General features: G+C 70.5%; 14 protein-coding genes. 4 read left to right on the top strand and 10 right to left on the bottom strand.

Features of this window, described 5'->3' with window-relative positions; all coding sequences use genetic code 11:
• Positions 1-55: 55 nt before the first annotated feature.
• From O7617_RS29245 to O7617_RS29230, 4 genes are read right to left on the bottom strand one after another with little or no spacing between them, the layout of a single operon-like run.
• Entirely contained in the window at positions 56-1117 is a 1062-nt protein-coding gene (locus O7617_RS29245) for a TniB family NTP-binding protein (RefSeq protein WP_282259523.1), read from the bottom strand.
• Positions 1114-3231, bottom strand: coding sequence for a Mu transposase C-terminal domain-containing protein (locus tag O7617_RS29240; protein ID WP_282259522.1), 2118 nt, complete (start codon positions 3229-3231; stop codon positions 1114-1116). The genes O7617_RS29245 and O7617_RS29240 overlap by 4 nt, the downstream gene beginning before the upstream one ends.
• Complete coding sequence (locus tag O7617_RS29235; RefSeq protein ID WP_282259521.1) at positions 3224-4003, bottom strand: TnsA-like heteromeric transposase endonuclease subunit; 780 nt, start codon at positions 4001-4003, stop codon at positions 3224-3226. Before O7617_RS29235 ends, O7617_RS29240 begins: the two co-directional genes overlap by 8 nt.
• A 49-nt stretch (positions 4004-4052) precedes the next feature.
• Positions 4053-4775, bottom strand: coding sequence for a hypothetical protein (locus tag O7617_RS29230; protein WP_282259520.1), 723 nt, complete (start codon positions 4773-4775; stop codon positions 4053-4055).
• Positions 4776-5235: 460 nt separating this feature from the next.
• Here O7617_RS29230 and O7617_RS29225 point away from each other — a divergent pair, with 460 nt between their 5' ends.
• Positions 5236-5916 carry a uridine kinase gene (locus tag O7617_RS29225; protein WP_282259519.1) on the top strand — a complete coding sequence of 227 codons (681 nt, stop codon included), beginning with the start codon at positions 5236-5238 and terminating at the stop codon, positions 5914-5916.
• 181 nt (positions 5917-6097) lie between these two features.
• On the opposite strand, the gene O7617_RS29220 is transcribed toward O7617_RS29225, so the two are convergent.
• On the bottom strand, positions 6098-6565 hold the full coding sequence (locus tag O7617_RS29220; protein ID WP_282259517.1) for an HNH endonuclease: 468 nt from the start codon (positions 6563-6565) through the stop codon (positions 6098-6100).
• A gap of 321 nt (positions 6566-6886) precedes the next feature.
• On the opposite strand from O7617_RS29220, the gene O7617_RS29215 reads away from it, so the two are divergent.
• Entirely contained in the window at positions 6887-8356 is a 1470-nt protein-coding gene (locus tag O7617_RS29215; RefSeq protein WP_282259515.1) for an FAD-dependent monooxygenase, read from the top strand.
• An 84-nt stretch (positions 8357-8440) separates the two neighbouring features.
• Here the strand turns inward: O7617_RS29215 and hemC are convergent, their stop codons facing one another.
• Genes hemC through O7617_RS29200 form a run of 3 tightly spaced genes read right to left on the bottom strand, consistent with a single transcriptional unit; the run spans position 8441 to position 11125 of the window.
• Positions 8441-9382 (bottom strand): hydroxymethylbilane synthase, encoded by a 942-nt coding sequence (gene hemC, locus O7617_RS29210; RefSeq protein ID WP_282259513.1) that lies wholly within the window; start codon positions 9380-9382, stop codon positions 8441-8443.
• A 55-nt stretch (positions 9383-9437) separates the two neighbouring features.
• The gene (locus tag O7617_RS29205; protein WP_282259511.1) at positions 9438-10325 is read right to left on the bottom strand and encodes an RNA polymerase subunit sigma-70; all 888 of its coding nucleotides are present in this window, start codon (positions 10323-10325) and stop codon (positions 9438-9440) included.
• Complete coding sequence (locus O7617_RS29200) at positions 10298-11125, bottom strand: alpha/beta hydrolase (protein WP_282259509.1); 828 nt, start codon at positions 11123-11125, stop codon at positions 10298-10300. The genes O7617_RS29205 and O7617_RS29200 overlap by 28 nt, the downstream gene beginning before the upstream one ends.
• 56 nt (positions 11126-11181) lie before the next feature.
• Between O7617_RS29200 and O7617_RS29195 the strand changes: the two genes are divergently transcribed.
• On the top strand, positions 11182-11745 hold the full coding sequence (locus O7617_RS29195) for a GNAT family N-acetyltransferase (protein WP_282259507.1): 564 nt from the start codon (positions 11182-11184) through the stop codon (positions 11743-11745).
• A gap of 258 nt (positions 11746-12003) precedes the next feature.
• Here the strand turns inward: O7617_RS29195 and O7617_RS29190 are convergent, their stop codons facing one another.
• On the bottom strand, positions 12004-12744 hold the full coding sequence (locus tag O7617_RS29190) for an NAD(P)H-binding protein (protein ID WP_282259505.1): 741 nt from the start codon (positions 12742-12744) through the stop codon (positions 12004-12006).
• Positions 12745-12874: 130 nt separating this feature from the next.
• Here O7617_RS29190 and O7617_RS29185 point away from each other — a divergent pair, with 130 nt between their 5' ends.
• Entirely contained in the window at positions 12875-13357 is a 483-nt protein-coding gene (locus tag O7617_RS29185) for an Rrf2 family transcriptional regulator (protein WP_282259504.1), read from the top strand.
• Between the two features lie 6 nt (positions 13358-13363).
• Here O7617_RS29185 and O7617_RS29180 read toward each other — a convergent pair whose 3' ends face one another.
• Positions 13364-14917, bottom strand: coding sequence for a glycosyltransferase family 39 protein (locus tag O7617_RS29180; RefSeq protein ID WP_282259503.1), 1554 nt, complete (start codon positions 14915-14917; stop codon positions 13364-13366).
• Positions 14918-14952 lie beyond the last annotated feature (35 nt).

The raw sequence follows: 14952 nt of genomic DNA, 5'->3' as shown, positions 1-14952 counted from the left end.
CCCCGGACCGGTCTGACCTGGACGGGGAGTTGCTGGGCGCTCTGCTGCCACGTTTTCATCGCTGACCTGCCCGGCGCTGGCGGGGCGGGGTGAACTGGGCCTGAGCGGCGATGTCCAGGATGACTGCGTCGAGATGCGCCTTGGTGATCTTCTCGGTGCCGTCGGTGATGGCGTCGTTGGCGGCTTCGTGGATGAGCTGGTCGAGGCTGCCGATCATGCCGCCGGTCCGGTCATGAAGGTAGGCGGCCTGCTCAACGAGGGTCCCGCTCTGGTGGCGGTGCAGCCGCAGGGCGTGTTCCATCGCCGCGACGAGCTTGGCCCAGTCCTGCTTGTCCTGGGCGGTGCGGTGAGTGAACGGCATGGTGTTGACCGGGATGAACCGGCCGGCGATCTGCCGGCCCCGCATGCCGGAGAACATGCCGTGCTCGTCGAGGTCCAGGCCGGCGTAAACGAACGTGGCGCTGATCGTGTCGAAGAAGTATTTCAGCTGGTCGGAGGCGTTCTTGCCTTGCCGGGTGGTCAGGTCGATGCGGTGGATCTCGTCGACCAGGACCATGCCGGTGCCGACCCGGCGCATCACCGAGGCGACGGTATGGGTGATCGACTGGGGGCTGTCGCGCGGCGAGGTCGGCAACCCGAGGAAGACCGCCATCTCGGTGGCCAGCATCTTCGGGGTCGCGTCGGGTGGGACCACGATATAGACGACCGGGATGCGATCGCGGACGCCGGGATTGCGCCGCTCCAGGTCGATCTGGAACTTCTTGCCCAGCTGGGTGATCGAGGTCGACTTGCCGGTGCCGCTGGCCCCGGAGACGATCAGACCGCGCCGACCGAGCTGCTTGCCGCGGTTGTTCACGACCAGCTTCGTGCCGGTGTGGATGATCCTCTTGATGTCCGGGGTCGCGACCAGCAGCAACGCCGAGTGGTAGTCCTGGCGGGCCTCGTTGTAGAGGTCCCGCTCGAAGGCGGTCAGCCGCTTCCAATCCTCGGAGGGCAGCAGCCGCGGCGGTTCGGGGTTGATCTGGGCGACGAACGTGGCCCAGCCCTGCTTGGTGGCCAGCGGGTGACGAACCTCGGACGGGAGATCGCCCAAGGCGTCGATCGGCAGCGTGCTCACCGGCCCGCCTCCAGGTCGTCGGCGAACGGGTCGAACAACGCGAACGGCACGACCTCGCCGACCAGAACCTGCGGCCGTTCCTCCAGTTCCGGCTCGGGCTCCGGGCCGGGTGTAACTGGAAGGTCGGCCGGTGGCACGGGTTCGGCGAGCGCGGGGCCGGCCAGCGCCGCGGTGGTCAGCTCCGGCGGCAGGTGGTTGTCCATCGCATGAGCGGTGCGGGTGCGCGCCAGCGCCCGGAGGCTGCCGGGGCCTTCCTCGGCGCGGCGCAGCAAGGCGGCAAGGACGATCGAGACGGCCATCTCGTTGGTGTCGTCCAGACCACGCTGGGCGGCGACCTTGCGCGACGCGCGCCAGGTGAAGTCGGCGAACGGCTGCCCGACCACGCTGTGGTGAGTCCAGGGGACGGTGATCCAGCCGCCCCGGTGGTGGTTGCGGACCCAGATCCGCGAGACGTCGTAGGGGTCGTAGTGGACCTCCCACCGCCCGGCCCGGCTGGCGACGCCCGAGTTCTTGCGGGCGTAAGGGCGCAGCTCGGCGCAGTTGTAGGTGCGGTAGTCGATCTGGATGCCGCCGTCACCGATGGCTCGCCAGTCCGCCGGCAGCAGCTCGATGTAGTCCTCACCGGTCAACGCGACTGGGACGTAGCCGGCCGCGGCGACCAGGGCCGCGTAGGCGTCGTTCGGCGAGGCCGCCTGCGCGGGATTGAACGGGTGCCGCAATCCGTCATGCGGGCGCGACTGCCACCCGGCGATCACCCACTCGTCAAACAGTTCTTGCAGGTCAGGTAGTGTCCAGACGGCCCGCTCAGCGACGTCGGCGCCGCGGCGGGTCACGTCGCGTCCGGTGTAACCGGCGACGTGCTGGCAGAACAGCGTGTTGATCGACTCGAAGGTCCGCTCGACGATCGCCTTGTCCGTCGGCGTCTGCTGATGCGCCGGCTGCACCGAGATGCCCAGGGTGTCGGCGGCGCGCAGGAACACCTCGGACAGAAACACCTTGCCGTGGTCGATCACGACAGTGTCCGGGACGATCACCGGCTTGGCCGCGGCCAGGGCCATCCGCGCGTCCAGCGAGACCAGCCGCTGGTGCGGGATCCGTGACGCCGACATCGCCAGCGCGGCATCCCAGCCCGGCCGCATCGGCTCCGGGACCGTCACCCGGGCCAGCAGCAACGCCGCGTCGACCGCCTTCGCTCCGACCGGACGCAGCACCCCGGCGCAGATCGTGCGGGTCGCGATGTCGATCGCCAGCACCAGTTCCGCGCGGCCGAGGATCCCGTCGTCCATCACCGCCATGACGTCCAGCGGGGTGCTGTCCATCTGAACCTGCTCACCCGGGCGGCTCGCCGTGGTCGCGGCGTAGGCCCCGACCGGCTTGTTCGCTGTCTGCCGGCGCGTCACCGCCGACCCGAACGAATACCGGCCCGCCGACAACGCCTCCAACAGCCGGTAGCAGGTCGCCTGCGACGGCAAAGCGACCACACCCTCGCCGTGCTCGTCGTCGAGAAGCTGCCGGATCTGCCGGATCGCCCGCGACTTCGTGCCCGTCGACGTGCCTGTCTGCGCCTCGACCACCGCAGCCGCTGCGGCGACCACCCGCGCGTCGACGTTTCCCGTCGGCTTCGCCGCGCGTGCGTGCCGGGCGTCGACCAGACCCCATAACCCCTGCTCGCGGTAACGGCGGCGCATCCGCTGGACCGTGCGCAGACTCGTCTTCGACCCGGCCGCCGTCAACTCCGCGGCCTTCGCCGCCTCCCGAACAGCCAGCGGATGAACTTCCGGGTCATACTCAGGCCGCGCAACCGCATCCGCCTCAGCGTTCGGAGGCAGCCCGGTCTCGACCTCGATCAGGTGCCGCTCCCAGTCCCGCGCCGCCTGCAACGCCTGCGCGGGCAGCGCGTCCAACAGCCCGTGCGGGTCCACCCGCGACGCCGGCGCCGCGCCGACGAGCTCGAAATCGACAGCGGACAGCAGGAACGGCAACGCCACCACGGTCGTCGTCCCGGCCGCCGACAGCAACCGGATCGCGTTACCCGAGATCGCCACCACCGTGTGCGTGGCGCCCGCGAAGATCACCCGGTCGTTGACCCGCAACACACCCGGCCGCTCAGCCATCCCGCTCACCCACCATTGCCAGCCGGTCTGTCACCGGAGCGACCTGCACGACCGTGCGATGCGAGAGCACCAGCGACGGGTCCGCCACCAACTCCCGCCGCCAGAGCAGGTGATAGAGCACCGGCAACGTGCCCAACGGATCCCCCGCGGCCTCGGCACCGTCCATCAACGGACGCGGCTTGGCGAACGCCGCCAGCAAACGCCCGGCGACCTGCGCGTCGAAGCACCTCGGATGCCGGTAGCCAGCCAGCCACCGCTGGTTGGACACCAACACCGGCTCCAACCGGTCCCAGACCGCATACCGCCAGCCCAGCAACCCGCACGCCTGATCGGTGACCGCGAACGCTTGCCGATCCGCGTCCTCGACCAGCTCCAGCGGCCGCGAATCCAGCACCAGCACCGCCCCGCCGTCCATGCGCACCAGGAAGTCCGGTGCGTGCCGGCGCGGCTTGCCCTCACAAGGCCAGAGCAGCCAGAACGGCTGCGACACGATCCCCGTCACCGACGGGTCGAAATCCAGCGCGACCAGGTGGTCGCGTTCCACCCACGACTCGAAACCGACCCGGCGGCCCATCGTCGCCGACCAGTACCAGCCCGGGAAGTTGCGCTGACCCCGATACGACGGAAACGACCGCACCGGCCGCTCCAGCTCATCGACCACCTCCGGCAGCCAGCCCCAGGGGACGCGTTGCTCGACGCCCCGGCCGTCCAGGTAGATCACCTCAAGGTTCTCGTCCGGGCCCGGAAGCCCTTCACGCCGCTGTCGCTGCATCGGGACATCACTCCTCGCCACCTCGGATGAGAACTCGCCACCCGTTCACTCAGCGGAAACGGTCGACGGTGACGGGGATCAGCCCCTGCTGCCGCATCTGCGTTGTCAGACCGCGCAGCAGCACGCCGACCGCCTCATCACGGTCCCCGAGGAGATCGCAGGTCACATCCAGCCCCCAGGCGGCACCCCCAGCGACTCGGCGTAGATCCCAACGGAAGGCATCGCCGGAGACCTGACGGCGCACCGCGCCCAGGATGCGCACCTCGGGATCCGCAAGGTCGCCGGTGACCGGCATCTGCCACGCCTCACTGAGTGCCGCGAGGCCGTCCGGGCTCAACTCGTCGGCAAACAGGATCCGGTAGACGCGCGTCTCGTGAAACCCCGGCCTGGGCTCGGACCCGCTCAGCCGCAAGGGGGACGGCGGCAGAGCCGGCGGTGCGCCGAAACAAGCCCGCAGAGCGGCCTCTTCCGGCAGATCGGTCCCGCAAAGGTCCCAATAGAGTGCCGCCGCCGCTGCCCGCCCAACGGGCGTCACTCGCTTTCGTAGCGCGGCGTCAACGCGTAGGCGCCGGCTCGTGGCCGACGCGTCGCACCAGCGGCCCTCCGATTGGCTCCACCCGCCACTCACCAGACCGGCGGACGAGTGGTCCGCCGCGAGCAGGAACTCCTCTGCCAACAGCCCTTCCGGTTCGCCCGCATCGTCATAGACCACGTAGTAGTGCAGCGCAGGAGAGGAGTCAGCCGTCTGCCGCGCAAGAGAAGTCGTCGTCATACGTCGATTTTCGAGCAGGGCGGAGTGCTGCCCGGTCCGGCACGCCGAGGGCAGCTCGCCAACTTGGATGAGAACTCGCCACAAGTCCGCCACCGACAAGGCGTGACTCGCCAATCTCGCTGAGACCCGACACTCGCAATCGCTGGCGCGGCGTCCTCCGAAACACCACCGGGAGTCGCCGCGCCAGCATTTCTGGTTTATCGGTAACAACAATCCAATAATTCATCACCACAAAAGGGGCGCATCGGACGTGCATCATAATGACAGTTCTTGGGCGTAATGAATCAGACTGGTGTGGTGTGAGTAGACGGGGCGCTGTCCTGCCCCGACGGACGTGGTGCAGACCGCTGTAGCCGGTGAACCCGATGCCGGTCCCACGGATCTGACGCAGGCGTCTGGCAGAGTGACGTCCTCGATCCGTGGAGCGTGTTGCGCTTCTGGTCATGGATGGAGGAACGGCGTGCACGGCGTGCGGGGGCAATTGCTTGACGATGTCGCCGACATGGTTCCGACCTACCCAGCGCCACAGTGCGTACGGGTGGCCGTTGACGGGGTCGACGGGGTGGGCAAGTCGACGTTCGCCGGCGAGTTGGCCACGTTGCTGACTGGCCGGGGACGTGATGTCGTGCACGTGTCGGCGGACGACTTTCATCACCGTCGTGATGTGCGGCATCGCCGTGGCCGGGATTCGCCGGAAGGCTTCTGGCTCGACAGTTACGACTACGAAGCCCTCGTCCACAACGTGCTGGAGCCGTTCGGTCACGAGGGCTCACGCCGATACCGTCCCGCCGCCCATGATCTTCGGACAGACGAGGTCCTGGATCTTGCGTGGCGGACCGCGGCGCCCGGCACCGTACTCATCGTCGACGGGCTGTTCCTGCACCGTGACGAGCTGGTGGCGTTCTGGGACTTCTCCATCTTCCTTGACGCGCCGTTTCCCGTCACCGTGGCACGGATGGCCCGACGCGACGGCTCGCATCCGGATCCCGAACATCCGAGCCTCGGCCGCTACGTCGGCGGCCAGCGGCTGTACTTCGCCGCTTGCGCGCCTCACGAACGCGCGGACGTCGTCATCGACAACCGGGATGTGGCCCTACCGGTCCTCGCCAAGGTCGACATCGGCCGACGAAGATCGAGATGAGTGGGAACGCGTCGACCCGAACGTCGTCACGTCAGTTGGCCCACCCCCGAAGGGCCAGCTCAATCGGGGCTCCGCAGAGCACGCCTGGGCACGCCGATTCGCCGGAGGGGTTCGAGGTCGGGTTCGTCGACAGGGTAGAGAGGGAGGGTCAAGCAACTGGTCGAGACCGTGGTGCCGAACCTCAGCCCGCCTGCCGGCCGTAAGCGGCACGGGCGGCGGCGACCTCTGCGGCCTGACGCGAGCGCCACCTCTTCTGCGCCTCGTTGTTGCACACTCGGCAGACCTTGCGGTACCGACCGCTCGCGGGGTCGATCTCCCGCTCGTGCCCGTTGCGGCAGTGCGGCTGCTGCGTGCGGTTGCGGCAGGTGTCGGCGTGGCTCACCTGCCGCAGGTGGGTGGGCTCGATGCAGTCTGCGACCCCGCAGAGGTGGTGCACATCAAGGTCCGGATCGAAGGTGCCGACGAAGGCGACGTACGCCGCGATGTGCGCCCAAGCCCGACCGGCGAGCTTCTGGTAAACGCCCCGCTGGCTGCCGTAACCGCGCACGATCAGGCAGCCGTCGTCTCGACGGACCGAACGATCGAGGAGGTACGCGCGAAGGGTCTCCTCAGTGAAATGCCGGGCCAAGCCCTTCACCTGCGACAGCATCTCGTCAGGCTAGGCCAGCGCCCTGACAAGCCGATCGGCTGGCGACCGGCCAACGCCCCACCTGTGCTGCCTCCTGCGCGTTGCAGGCGGCACCAACGCGGACCTTGCGGAGTCGGCGCGGTCTGGGACGGCGGCGCGCGCCGGAAATGCGGTGGACGCGACGACGCCGACACTCGTAGCCTGCTGCGGAACGTGACCCTGCCCGAGGAGGTGAGACCCATGAACGTTGCAGCGATGTGGGTGCTCCCCCTTTCCGTCACGGTCGGGCGATTGACGTAGGTGTCGCCGGGAGCGCCTCGCCACTCCCGAAAGGCAACACCCATGCACTCTCGGCACCACACCACTGCGGCGTCGCCGCACCAGCCCCTCTTCGACGTGATCATCGCCGGCTGCGGACCGACCGGCGCGATGCTGGCCGCCGAGCTACGCCTGCACGACGTCCGGGTTCTCGTCCTGGAGAAGGACACCGAGCCCACGTCGTTCGCCTGCATCGTCGGCCTGCACGTACGCACCCTTGAGGTGATGGCGATGCGCGGTCTCCTGGAGCGCGTCCGCGCGCGGGGCCGGCAGCGCCCGGCCGGCGGCTTCTTCGCCGCCATCGACAAACCGGCGCCCGAGGACCTGGACACCGCGCACGCCTACCTGCTGGGCATCCCGCAACCGGTCATCGTCCACCTGCTCGAAGAGCACGCGATCGCCCTGGGGGCACAGGTCTGGCGCGGTACCGCGGTGGCCGGTCTTACCCAGGACGAGGACGGCGTGACGGTCGAGCTGGCCGACGGGGAGCAGCTGAGAACGCGGTACCTCGTCGGCTGCGACGGTGGGCGCAGCACGGTGCGCAAGCTGCTCGGCGTCGGCTTTCCGGGCGAACCCTCGCGGACCGAGACGCTGATGGGCGAGATCATGCTGACCGCGTCCCCGGAGGAGGTCGCGGCCCGGGTGGCCGCCGTCGGCCAGACCCACCGCCCGTTCTGGCTGCGACCCTTCGGCGGGCAGGTGTTCAGCGTCGTGGTCCCCGCCGGGGACGTCAGCGATCGTGCGCAGCCGCCCACCCTGGAGGATTTCCGCAGACGGTTGCGGATCGTTGCGGGGACGGACTTCGGCGTGCACTCCCCGCGCTGGTTGTCGCGGTTCGGCGATGCCACCCGCCTGGCCGAGCGGTACCGGGTGGGGCGGGTGCTGCTGGCCGGGGACGCGGCGCACATCCATCCACCCATCGGTGGGCAGGGCCTCAACCTGGGCGTTCAGGACGCGTTCAACCTCGGCTGGAAGGTGGCTGCGCAGGTCCGGGGCTGGGCGCCGGAGACCCTGCTCGACACCTACCAGGAGGAACGTCGGCCGGTCGCCGAGGACGTGCTGGACAACACCCGCGCCCAGACGGAGTTGCTGTCGGCCGAACCCGGCCCGCAGGCGGTGCGCCGCCTGCTCACCGAGCTGATGGACCTCGACGTGGTGAACCGCCGCCTGATCGAGAAGATCACCGGCCTCGACATCCGGTACGACTTCGGCCCGGGCCCGGATCTGCTCGGTCGCCGCCTGCGCGACATCGCCGTAACATCGGGAACCCTCTACGGGGTGACGCACCGCGGCCGTGGGTTGCTGCTGGACCGGACCGGGCGGTTGACCGTCGGCGGTTGGTCGGACCGGGTCGATCTCCTCGTCGACCCCAGCGCCGCCGTGGACGCTCCGGGTGTCCTGCTGCGTCCGGACGGCCACATCGCCTGGATCGGCGACGGGCAGCGGGACCTGGACGAACAGCTCGCCCGTTGGTTCGGCGGCCCCACCGGCTGATCGGCGGCGTCCGCTGGCCCGGACACCTGCGGCTCGGGCCGGCGGACGGGTCCGGGTCGGGCCGGCGGACGGGTCCGGCTCGGGTCAGGCCGACCCGTGGGTGGGCAGGTCGAGGAGTTCACGGGCGCCCTGGCGCAACAGCGCTGCGGCGACGGACGTCCCGAGGGTGATCGGGTCCGCGGCCCACTCGTGCACGTCGAGCACGGTCTTGCCGTCGAGGCTGATGACTCTCGCGCGCAGGCCGAGACGACCGTCGGGTTCGGTGCGCGCGAGCGCGGCGATCGGCGAGTGACAGTTGCCCTGCAGGATGTGCAGCATGGTCCGCTCGGCCATGGTCTCCCGCCAGGTGCGCGGGTCGTTGAGGCTCGTGGCCAGCTCGCGGGTGCGCGCGTCGTCGTCGCGGCACTGCAGGACCAGGGTGCCGGAGCCGACCGCCGGGATCATCGAGTCGACGTCGATCGGGTGGGTGATCCGGTCGGCCTGGCCGATCCGTTGCAGACCGGAGACGGCGAGCAGGAGCGCATCGTACGCCTCACCGGCGTCGAGTTTGGCCAGCCGGCTGTTCGCGTTGCCACGAATGGCCACCGGGACGAGGTTCGGCCAGTGCAGGGCCAGTTGCGCGACCCGCCGGACGGCGGAGGTGCCGACCCGGGTGCCGACGGGCAGTTGCTCGATGCGCAGGCCGCCCGGGTGGACGAGGCAGTCCCGGACGTCGTCGCGGGCGAGGTAGGCGGCCAGCACGGTGCCCGCGGGCGCCGGTCGGTCCCCGGGTACGTCCTTGACGCTGTGCACGGCCAGATCGACGTCCTCGTTGAGCAGGGCGGCGTCCACCTCCTTGGTGAACGCCCCCTTGCCGCCCAGCGCGGCCAGGTCGCCGAGCCACCGGTCCCCGCTGGTCGACATCGACCGCACCTCCACGGTGACGTCGGGGTGCCGGTCGGTGAGCATCGCGCGGACCCGTTCGGCCTGGGCCAGCGCCATCGGGGAGTTGCGGGTGCCGATGCGCAGCAGGCGGGAGTCGGACATACCGGCGAGAGTAGACCGTTGCACACATGGGTCGACGCCAAGCCCCACGTCGGACTCAGGCGGCCGTGAACCCTTCCGCCGCCTGCGGGTCTCCGAAGAGGGTGATCGCCGCGATCCCTCCCTCGGTGACCGTCAGCACCGCCACGCCGAAGAGGTCACCCCGGAACCATGCCACCACCGCGGGTTGGGCGTTCGCCTCGGTCGCCACCATTCTCCAGTCTCCTGCGGCTCCCATCGCCGGCGTCGCGAAGGCCAGGCACGCCTCACGGCCGGCGTAGGGGGTCGGCGAGCCGACCGGTTCGATGGCCGCGTCCGCGCGCAACACCTCGCGGAAGGCGGCGGCGTCGGATGCCTCCCAGGCGGCCATGTACCGGGCGAGCAGGTCCTGGGCCCGGGGAGAGGTCGCGTCCAGCACGTCGTCGCGGGTGGGCGCGGCCTCGGCGAGGCGTGTCCGTGCCCGCTGCAGTGCGCTCTTCACCGCCGGCACCGACATGTCGAGTGCCGCACCGGTTTCGGCGGCGGAGAAGGCCAGCACCTCCCGCAGCAGCAGGACCGCGCGTTGCCGGGGCGCGAGGTGCTGCAACCCGGCCACGAACGCGAGCCGTACACTCTCGCGCGCGGTGACCAGGTCCAGCGGATCCGTCGGGAACGGCTCCACCCACAGATGCCCGAGGTCGTCGGGGCTGACGTCGGAGGTGAGGGCGCGCCGCCCGCGGCCTTCGATCGCGGTCAGGCAGACGTTCGTCGCGATCCGGTAGAGCCAGGTGCGCACCGACGAACGCCGCTCGAACGTCTCCCAGCCGCGCAGCGCCCGCACGTAGGTGTCCTGCACGACGTCCTCGGCCTCGTGATAGGCGCCCAGCATCCGGTACGCGTGGGCGAACAAGCCCCGGCGCTCCGCCTCGAACGTCTCGGTCAGAACCCCAGCTTCGGGCGTACCCACACGGCCAACCTCCTGATCGCCTCGTCGGCGACCGGTGCGCGCCCGGCGGCCATCTGGAACGTGTGCGGCTGCCCGTCGAAGACGTCCAGCCGGGCGCCGGTGAGCTTCGCGAGTCGCTCACTGTCACCCCGACCACTCTCGTCGCCACCGCACTGCACGTAGATGTCGGGCAGCGTGGACAGGTCGGCGTGGAACGCGTTGACGTCGGGGGCCAGGCCGTCCGCGCCCTCGGGCAGGTACTGCCGGATGAGACCCTGCACCATCGGTCGGGTGAAGAACACATCGGTGGCCGCATTCTCCTCGTAGGAGGTCGCGGTCTGCGCCGGGTCCATGCCGATCCACGGAGACAGCAACAGCAGCGCGGCCGCGCCGGGCACCCGAAGCGCGACCTGTACGGCGAGACCGCCGCCGCAGGAGTCACCGGCCAGCGCGACCGTCCGGCCGCCCGTCAGCGCCCACCGGTACGCGGTGACGGCGTCCTCGGTCTGTGCCGGATGCCGGAACTGCGGCGCCCGCCGGTAGGTGGCGAGCAGCACCCGTACGCCGGCCGCCTTCGCGAGGTGCCCGTACATCTTGCGATGGGTGTAGAGGGAACCGCTGACGAAACCGCCGCCGTGCAGCGCGACGATCACCCGGTCCGGGCCGACGCCGTGCGGGACGAGCCACATCGCCGGCACCCCGTCCGCTGACACCTCCAGGTAGTCCAGGCCGCGTGGCTCGGCCGTCACGTCACCCCACTGGTCGTCCTCGCCCATGTCTCCGGCTGCCCAGCGGGCGTACATCTTCCGTATCGCGTCCATGCCGGTACCGACCGCGAGCGTGGTCGAAAGGAATCGGTCGACCCTAGGATCGGCTGGTGTCCGCACCGACCTACCCGATCCGTACCGCGCGGCTCACGCTGCGTCCGGTCAGGTCGGACGACCTCGACGAGGTGTACGCGTACCAGCGCAGGCCCGACGTCACGCGGTGGATGCGTGGTGTCGGGCCGCGTACCCGGGAGCAGTCGCGGGCGTCGGTGCTCGCCATGACCGGTGAGGACGCGCTGCGCGTGGAGGGCGACTGCCTCACGGTGGCCGTGGTGGGGCAGACCGGTGTGATCGGGCACGTGGAGTTGGTGTGGCGCAGCGAGGCCGACCGGACGGCTGAACTCGGGTTCGTCGTCCACCCGGACCACGGTGGTCGTGGGTTGGCCACCGAGGCCGCCGCGGCGCTGGTGGACTGGGGTTTCACCGAGTTCGGGCTGCATCGTGTCTACGGTCGGTGCCACGCGCGCAACGACGCTTCCGCTCGTCTGATGAGGCGGCTCGGCATGCGTCAGGAGGCGCGCCATGTGGCCAGTTACCTGTTCGAGGGGGAGTGGGCCGACCAGCTGGTCTTCGCGGTCCTGGACGACGAGTGGCGGTCCCGAGAGCCGGAGTGATCCTGGTCGATCGGCAGCAGCGCCGCCATCGCCGTCCTCAGCGCGCTCGGCGGTCTGCTCGCCGCCGCCACCAGCCCTCGCACGGCCATCGCCGTCGCGGGAGTGCTGATCCTCGCCGGTCCGCTGCTGCTTCCCCGCCGCCCGGCCGTCGACCCGGTGCTCGATCGTGAACTGGCGGTGTCCTCCTGACCTGAGCGGCCGTACCGCACGTCGCCGTGGTGCTCGACGGCCACGGCGGCGTGCGTGCCGGTCGGCGGGTCAGCCCTGGCGTCCCAGCCACTCCCGGTAGGTCGTGGGGGCGATGACCGCGCCGTCGGCGGCGATGAGGACGTCACCGGGGACGGCGGCGAACATGCCGGCGCTGTCGTCGGTGGTGACGGTGCGCTGGTCGCCACGGGCGGCGAGGGTGATCCGGCCCAGCTCGTCGAGGGCGAACACGTCGGGGCCGGCGACGTCACGGATGCCCTGCAACGGCGCGCCCATGCTGACGTCGGCGACGGCCTGCGCCACGTCGGCGGCGGCCATGGGCTGCACCGGGGTGCGGGGCAGACGCACCGTGGTGTCGTCGGCGGTCCAGGACAGGATCGCCTCGACGAACTCGAAGAACTGGGTGGCGCGCACGATCGAGTACGGCACGGGACCGGCCTTGAGGATGTCCTCCTGGAGGACCTTGGCCCGGTAGTAGGCCAGGTCCGGCACCTGGTCGACGCCGACGATGGAGAGCACCACCGCGTGCCCGACGCCCGCGCTGCCGGCTGCGGCCAGGAGGTTGTCCATGGTCGTCTGGAAGAAGGCGGGGGAGGCGTCGTCGAAGGTCGGCGAGTTGGTCAGGTTGACGACGACCTCGGCACCGGTGAGCGCCTCGGTCAGCCCCTGCCCGGTGAGCAGGTCCACCCCGGTGGACAGCGAGTGCGGCACGGCCTCGTGCCCGGCGTCCTGCAGGATCTTGACGACCTGCGACCCGATGAGGCCGGTCCCACCCAGTACGGCGATCTTCACGGTATGCACCTTCCTGCGAGTGTGTGGTCCGCTGTCCGGCTCACCAAGTCCGCCGAACTCGGACCTCTTCTGTCCGAGAACTATACTCGGATACGATGAGTCCGAGTAACGGGGTGACTAGGGTGACGTCATGAAGATGTCCGGCGGGGTCGAGTGGGCGCTGCACTGCTGCGTGGTCCTCACGGCCAGCGACACGCCGGTCCCGGCGGCCAAGCTGGCAGAGCTGCACGACGTCTCCAGCAGCTACCTCGCCAAGCAGCTCCAGTCCCTCGCCCGCGCCGGTCTGATCCACTCCGTGCAGGGCAAGTCCGGTGGTTACGTCCTCACCCGCGCCCCTGAGAGCATCACCCTGCTCGACGTGGTGCGGGCCGTCGACGGGCCGGGGCCCACCTTCGTCTGCACCGAGATCCGCCAGCGCGGCCCGTTCGCGACCCCGGCCGACGCCTGCACCACACCGTGCCCGGTCGCCCGCGCCATGTGGGCAGCCGAGGACGCCTGGCGGCAGGCGCTCGCCGCCGTCACGATCGCCGATCTCGCCCGCGACGTCGACACCGACTCCGGCCCCGAGGCACTGGCCGGCATCCAGACCTGGCTCACCAGCGGAACCGGCTGACCGCTGTCACCCGGTGTGGCGTACCTCGGTGTCCCAGATCTGCGCCCACGGACGCCGCAGCCCCCGGCACACGTGGATCGGGCCGCCGTTCTCGTCGTTCTCCACCTCGACCCGCTGGTCCACCCACCCGGCCTGCGTGCACGACTCGAACCAGGAGTTCAACCGACCGGGACCGTCCCAGCCGACGGCGATCACCACGTCCGCGTCGGCGGGTGGCCGACCGAAGTCGACCATGCTGTTGTGCCCGGAGTAGGCGCGGGGCAGGTCACGGGCCGGACCGAAACGGGCCAACGCGCCCGCCTCACCGTAGTTGGCCGTCAGGACGACCGCACGGGAGCGCTCCTCGGGTGACAGACCACCGTGGACGGCGGCGACCGAGTCGGCGAACGCCGGCCAACCGATCGTCTCACCCGCGTCGTAGTTGACGTCGACCACGAAACCGGGCAACCGGTCGGCCGGCAGCACCGGCAGCAACAGCACGATGTTGGGCAGCAGGAACGGCACCACACCCAGCACGAGCAGCCCCCGCCGCAGCCGGACCGACCCACGCGACGCCCACCCGGCGGTGACCACCGCGCCGCACGCGGTGAGGACCAGCAGCAGCGGCGCGTCGTAGTAACCCTTGCCGCCGGCGATCAGCACGATGCCGACCACGACCAACCAGGCCCAGCCCACCGCCCGGTACGCCCGCCACGCCGGTCGCCGCAGCAGGGCCACGAGCCCGGCGATCCAGATCGGCACGGCGTACGGGCTGATGATGACGAACTGAAGGGTGAACGCGTCGAGGCGACCACTGTAGGAGCTGTCCCCGTCGGCGATGGACGCAGCCACCCCGAGCTGCGGAAAGCCGTGCGCCGCCTGCCAGATCAGGTTCGGTGCGGCCAGCACGACGGCGACCCCGGCGGCGGCGAACACCCACCGGTCCCGCAGCAGCCGACGCGGCCCGGCGATGAGCACCCCGGCGAGCAGCCCCACGGCCAGCAATGCGGGCAGCACCTTGCTGAGCATGCCGACACCGAGCGCCAACCCGATGCCGAGCGCCCACCGGCTGTCACCGGTGCGCAGCAACCGCACCGCACACCACGCCGCCACCAGCCACACCAGCAGGTCGACGGTGGTGGTGCTGAGCAGGTGCCCGCCGGCCAGCACGATGCCGGACAGCGCGGCGAGCACCGCGGCGAAGACCTGCGCGCCCCGACCGCCGCCCACCTCGCGGGCGATCGCGGCGACCAGCAGCACCGCAGCACCGGCCATCACCGCCGACGGGGTACGCAGCACGACCAGGTTGCCCGGCGCGATCGTGTCGAGCAGCCGGGCCAACGCCGGGACCAGCGGGCCCTGGTCGACGTACCCCCAGTCGAGGTGTCGACCGGCGAGCAGGAAGTACAGCTCGTCGCGGTGGTAGCCGTAACGGTCGGCGAGCAGCAGCAGGGTCACGGTGGTGGCGGCGGCCACCAGCCACGGACCGCGCGTGGGCGCGCCCGGCTCGGGTGGCGTCGCCGACGGCGGCGGCTGGGTGGGGCGGTGCGGTCGGTCGATGTCGATCGCGGGCTCGCTCACCCGCTCATGATGACCGGCGGCGTCGATGCGTGGGT

The organism is Micromonospora sp. WMMD1155 (assembly GCF_029581275.1).
Classification (GTDB): Bacteria; Actinomycetota; Actinomycetes; order Mycobacteriales; family Micromonosporaceae; genus Micromonospora.
This window is presented reverse-complemented; position numbering and strand designations above follow the sequence as displayed.

What these genes read in the sequence shown, in the direction of transcription:
- O7617_RS29185 (WP_282259504.1), top strand. Translation starts at nt 12,875, where the DNA reads ATGAAGATGTCCGGCGGGGTCGAGTGGGCGCTGCACTGCTGCGTGGTC.
- O7617_RS29220 (WP_282259517.1), bottom strand. Translation starts at nt 6,565, where the DNA reads ATGCTGTCGCAGGTGAAGGGCTTGGCCCGGCATTTCACTGAGGAGACC.
- O7617_RS29215 (WP_282259515.1), top strand. Translation starts at nt 6,887, where the DNA reads ATGCACTCTCGGCACCACACCACTGCGGCGTCGCCGCACCAGCCCCTC.
- O7617_RS29230 (WP_282259520.1), bottom strand. Translation starts at nt 4,775, where the DNA reads ATGACGACGACTTCTCTTGCGCGGCAGACGGCTGACTCCTCTCCTGCG.
- O7617_RS29200 (WP_282259509.1), bottom strand. Translation starts at nt 11,125, where the DNA reads ATGGACGCGATACGGAAGATGTACGCCCGCTGGGCAGCCGGAGACATG.
- O7617_RS29240 (WP_282259522.1), bottom strand. Translation starts at nt 3,231, where the DNA reads ATGGCTGAGCGGCCGGGTGTGTTGCGGGTCAACGACCGGGTGATCTTC.
- hemC (WP_282259513.1), bottom strand. Translation starts at nt 9,382, where the DNA reads ATGTCCGACTCCCGCCTGCTGCGCATCGGCACCCGCAACTCCCCGATG.
- O7617_RS29235 (WP_282259521.1), bottom strand. Translation starts at nt 4,003, where the DNA reads ATGCAGCGACAGCGGCGTGAAGGGCTTCCGGGCCCGGACGAGAACCTT.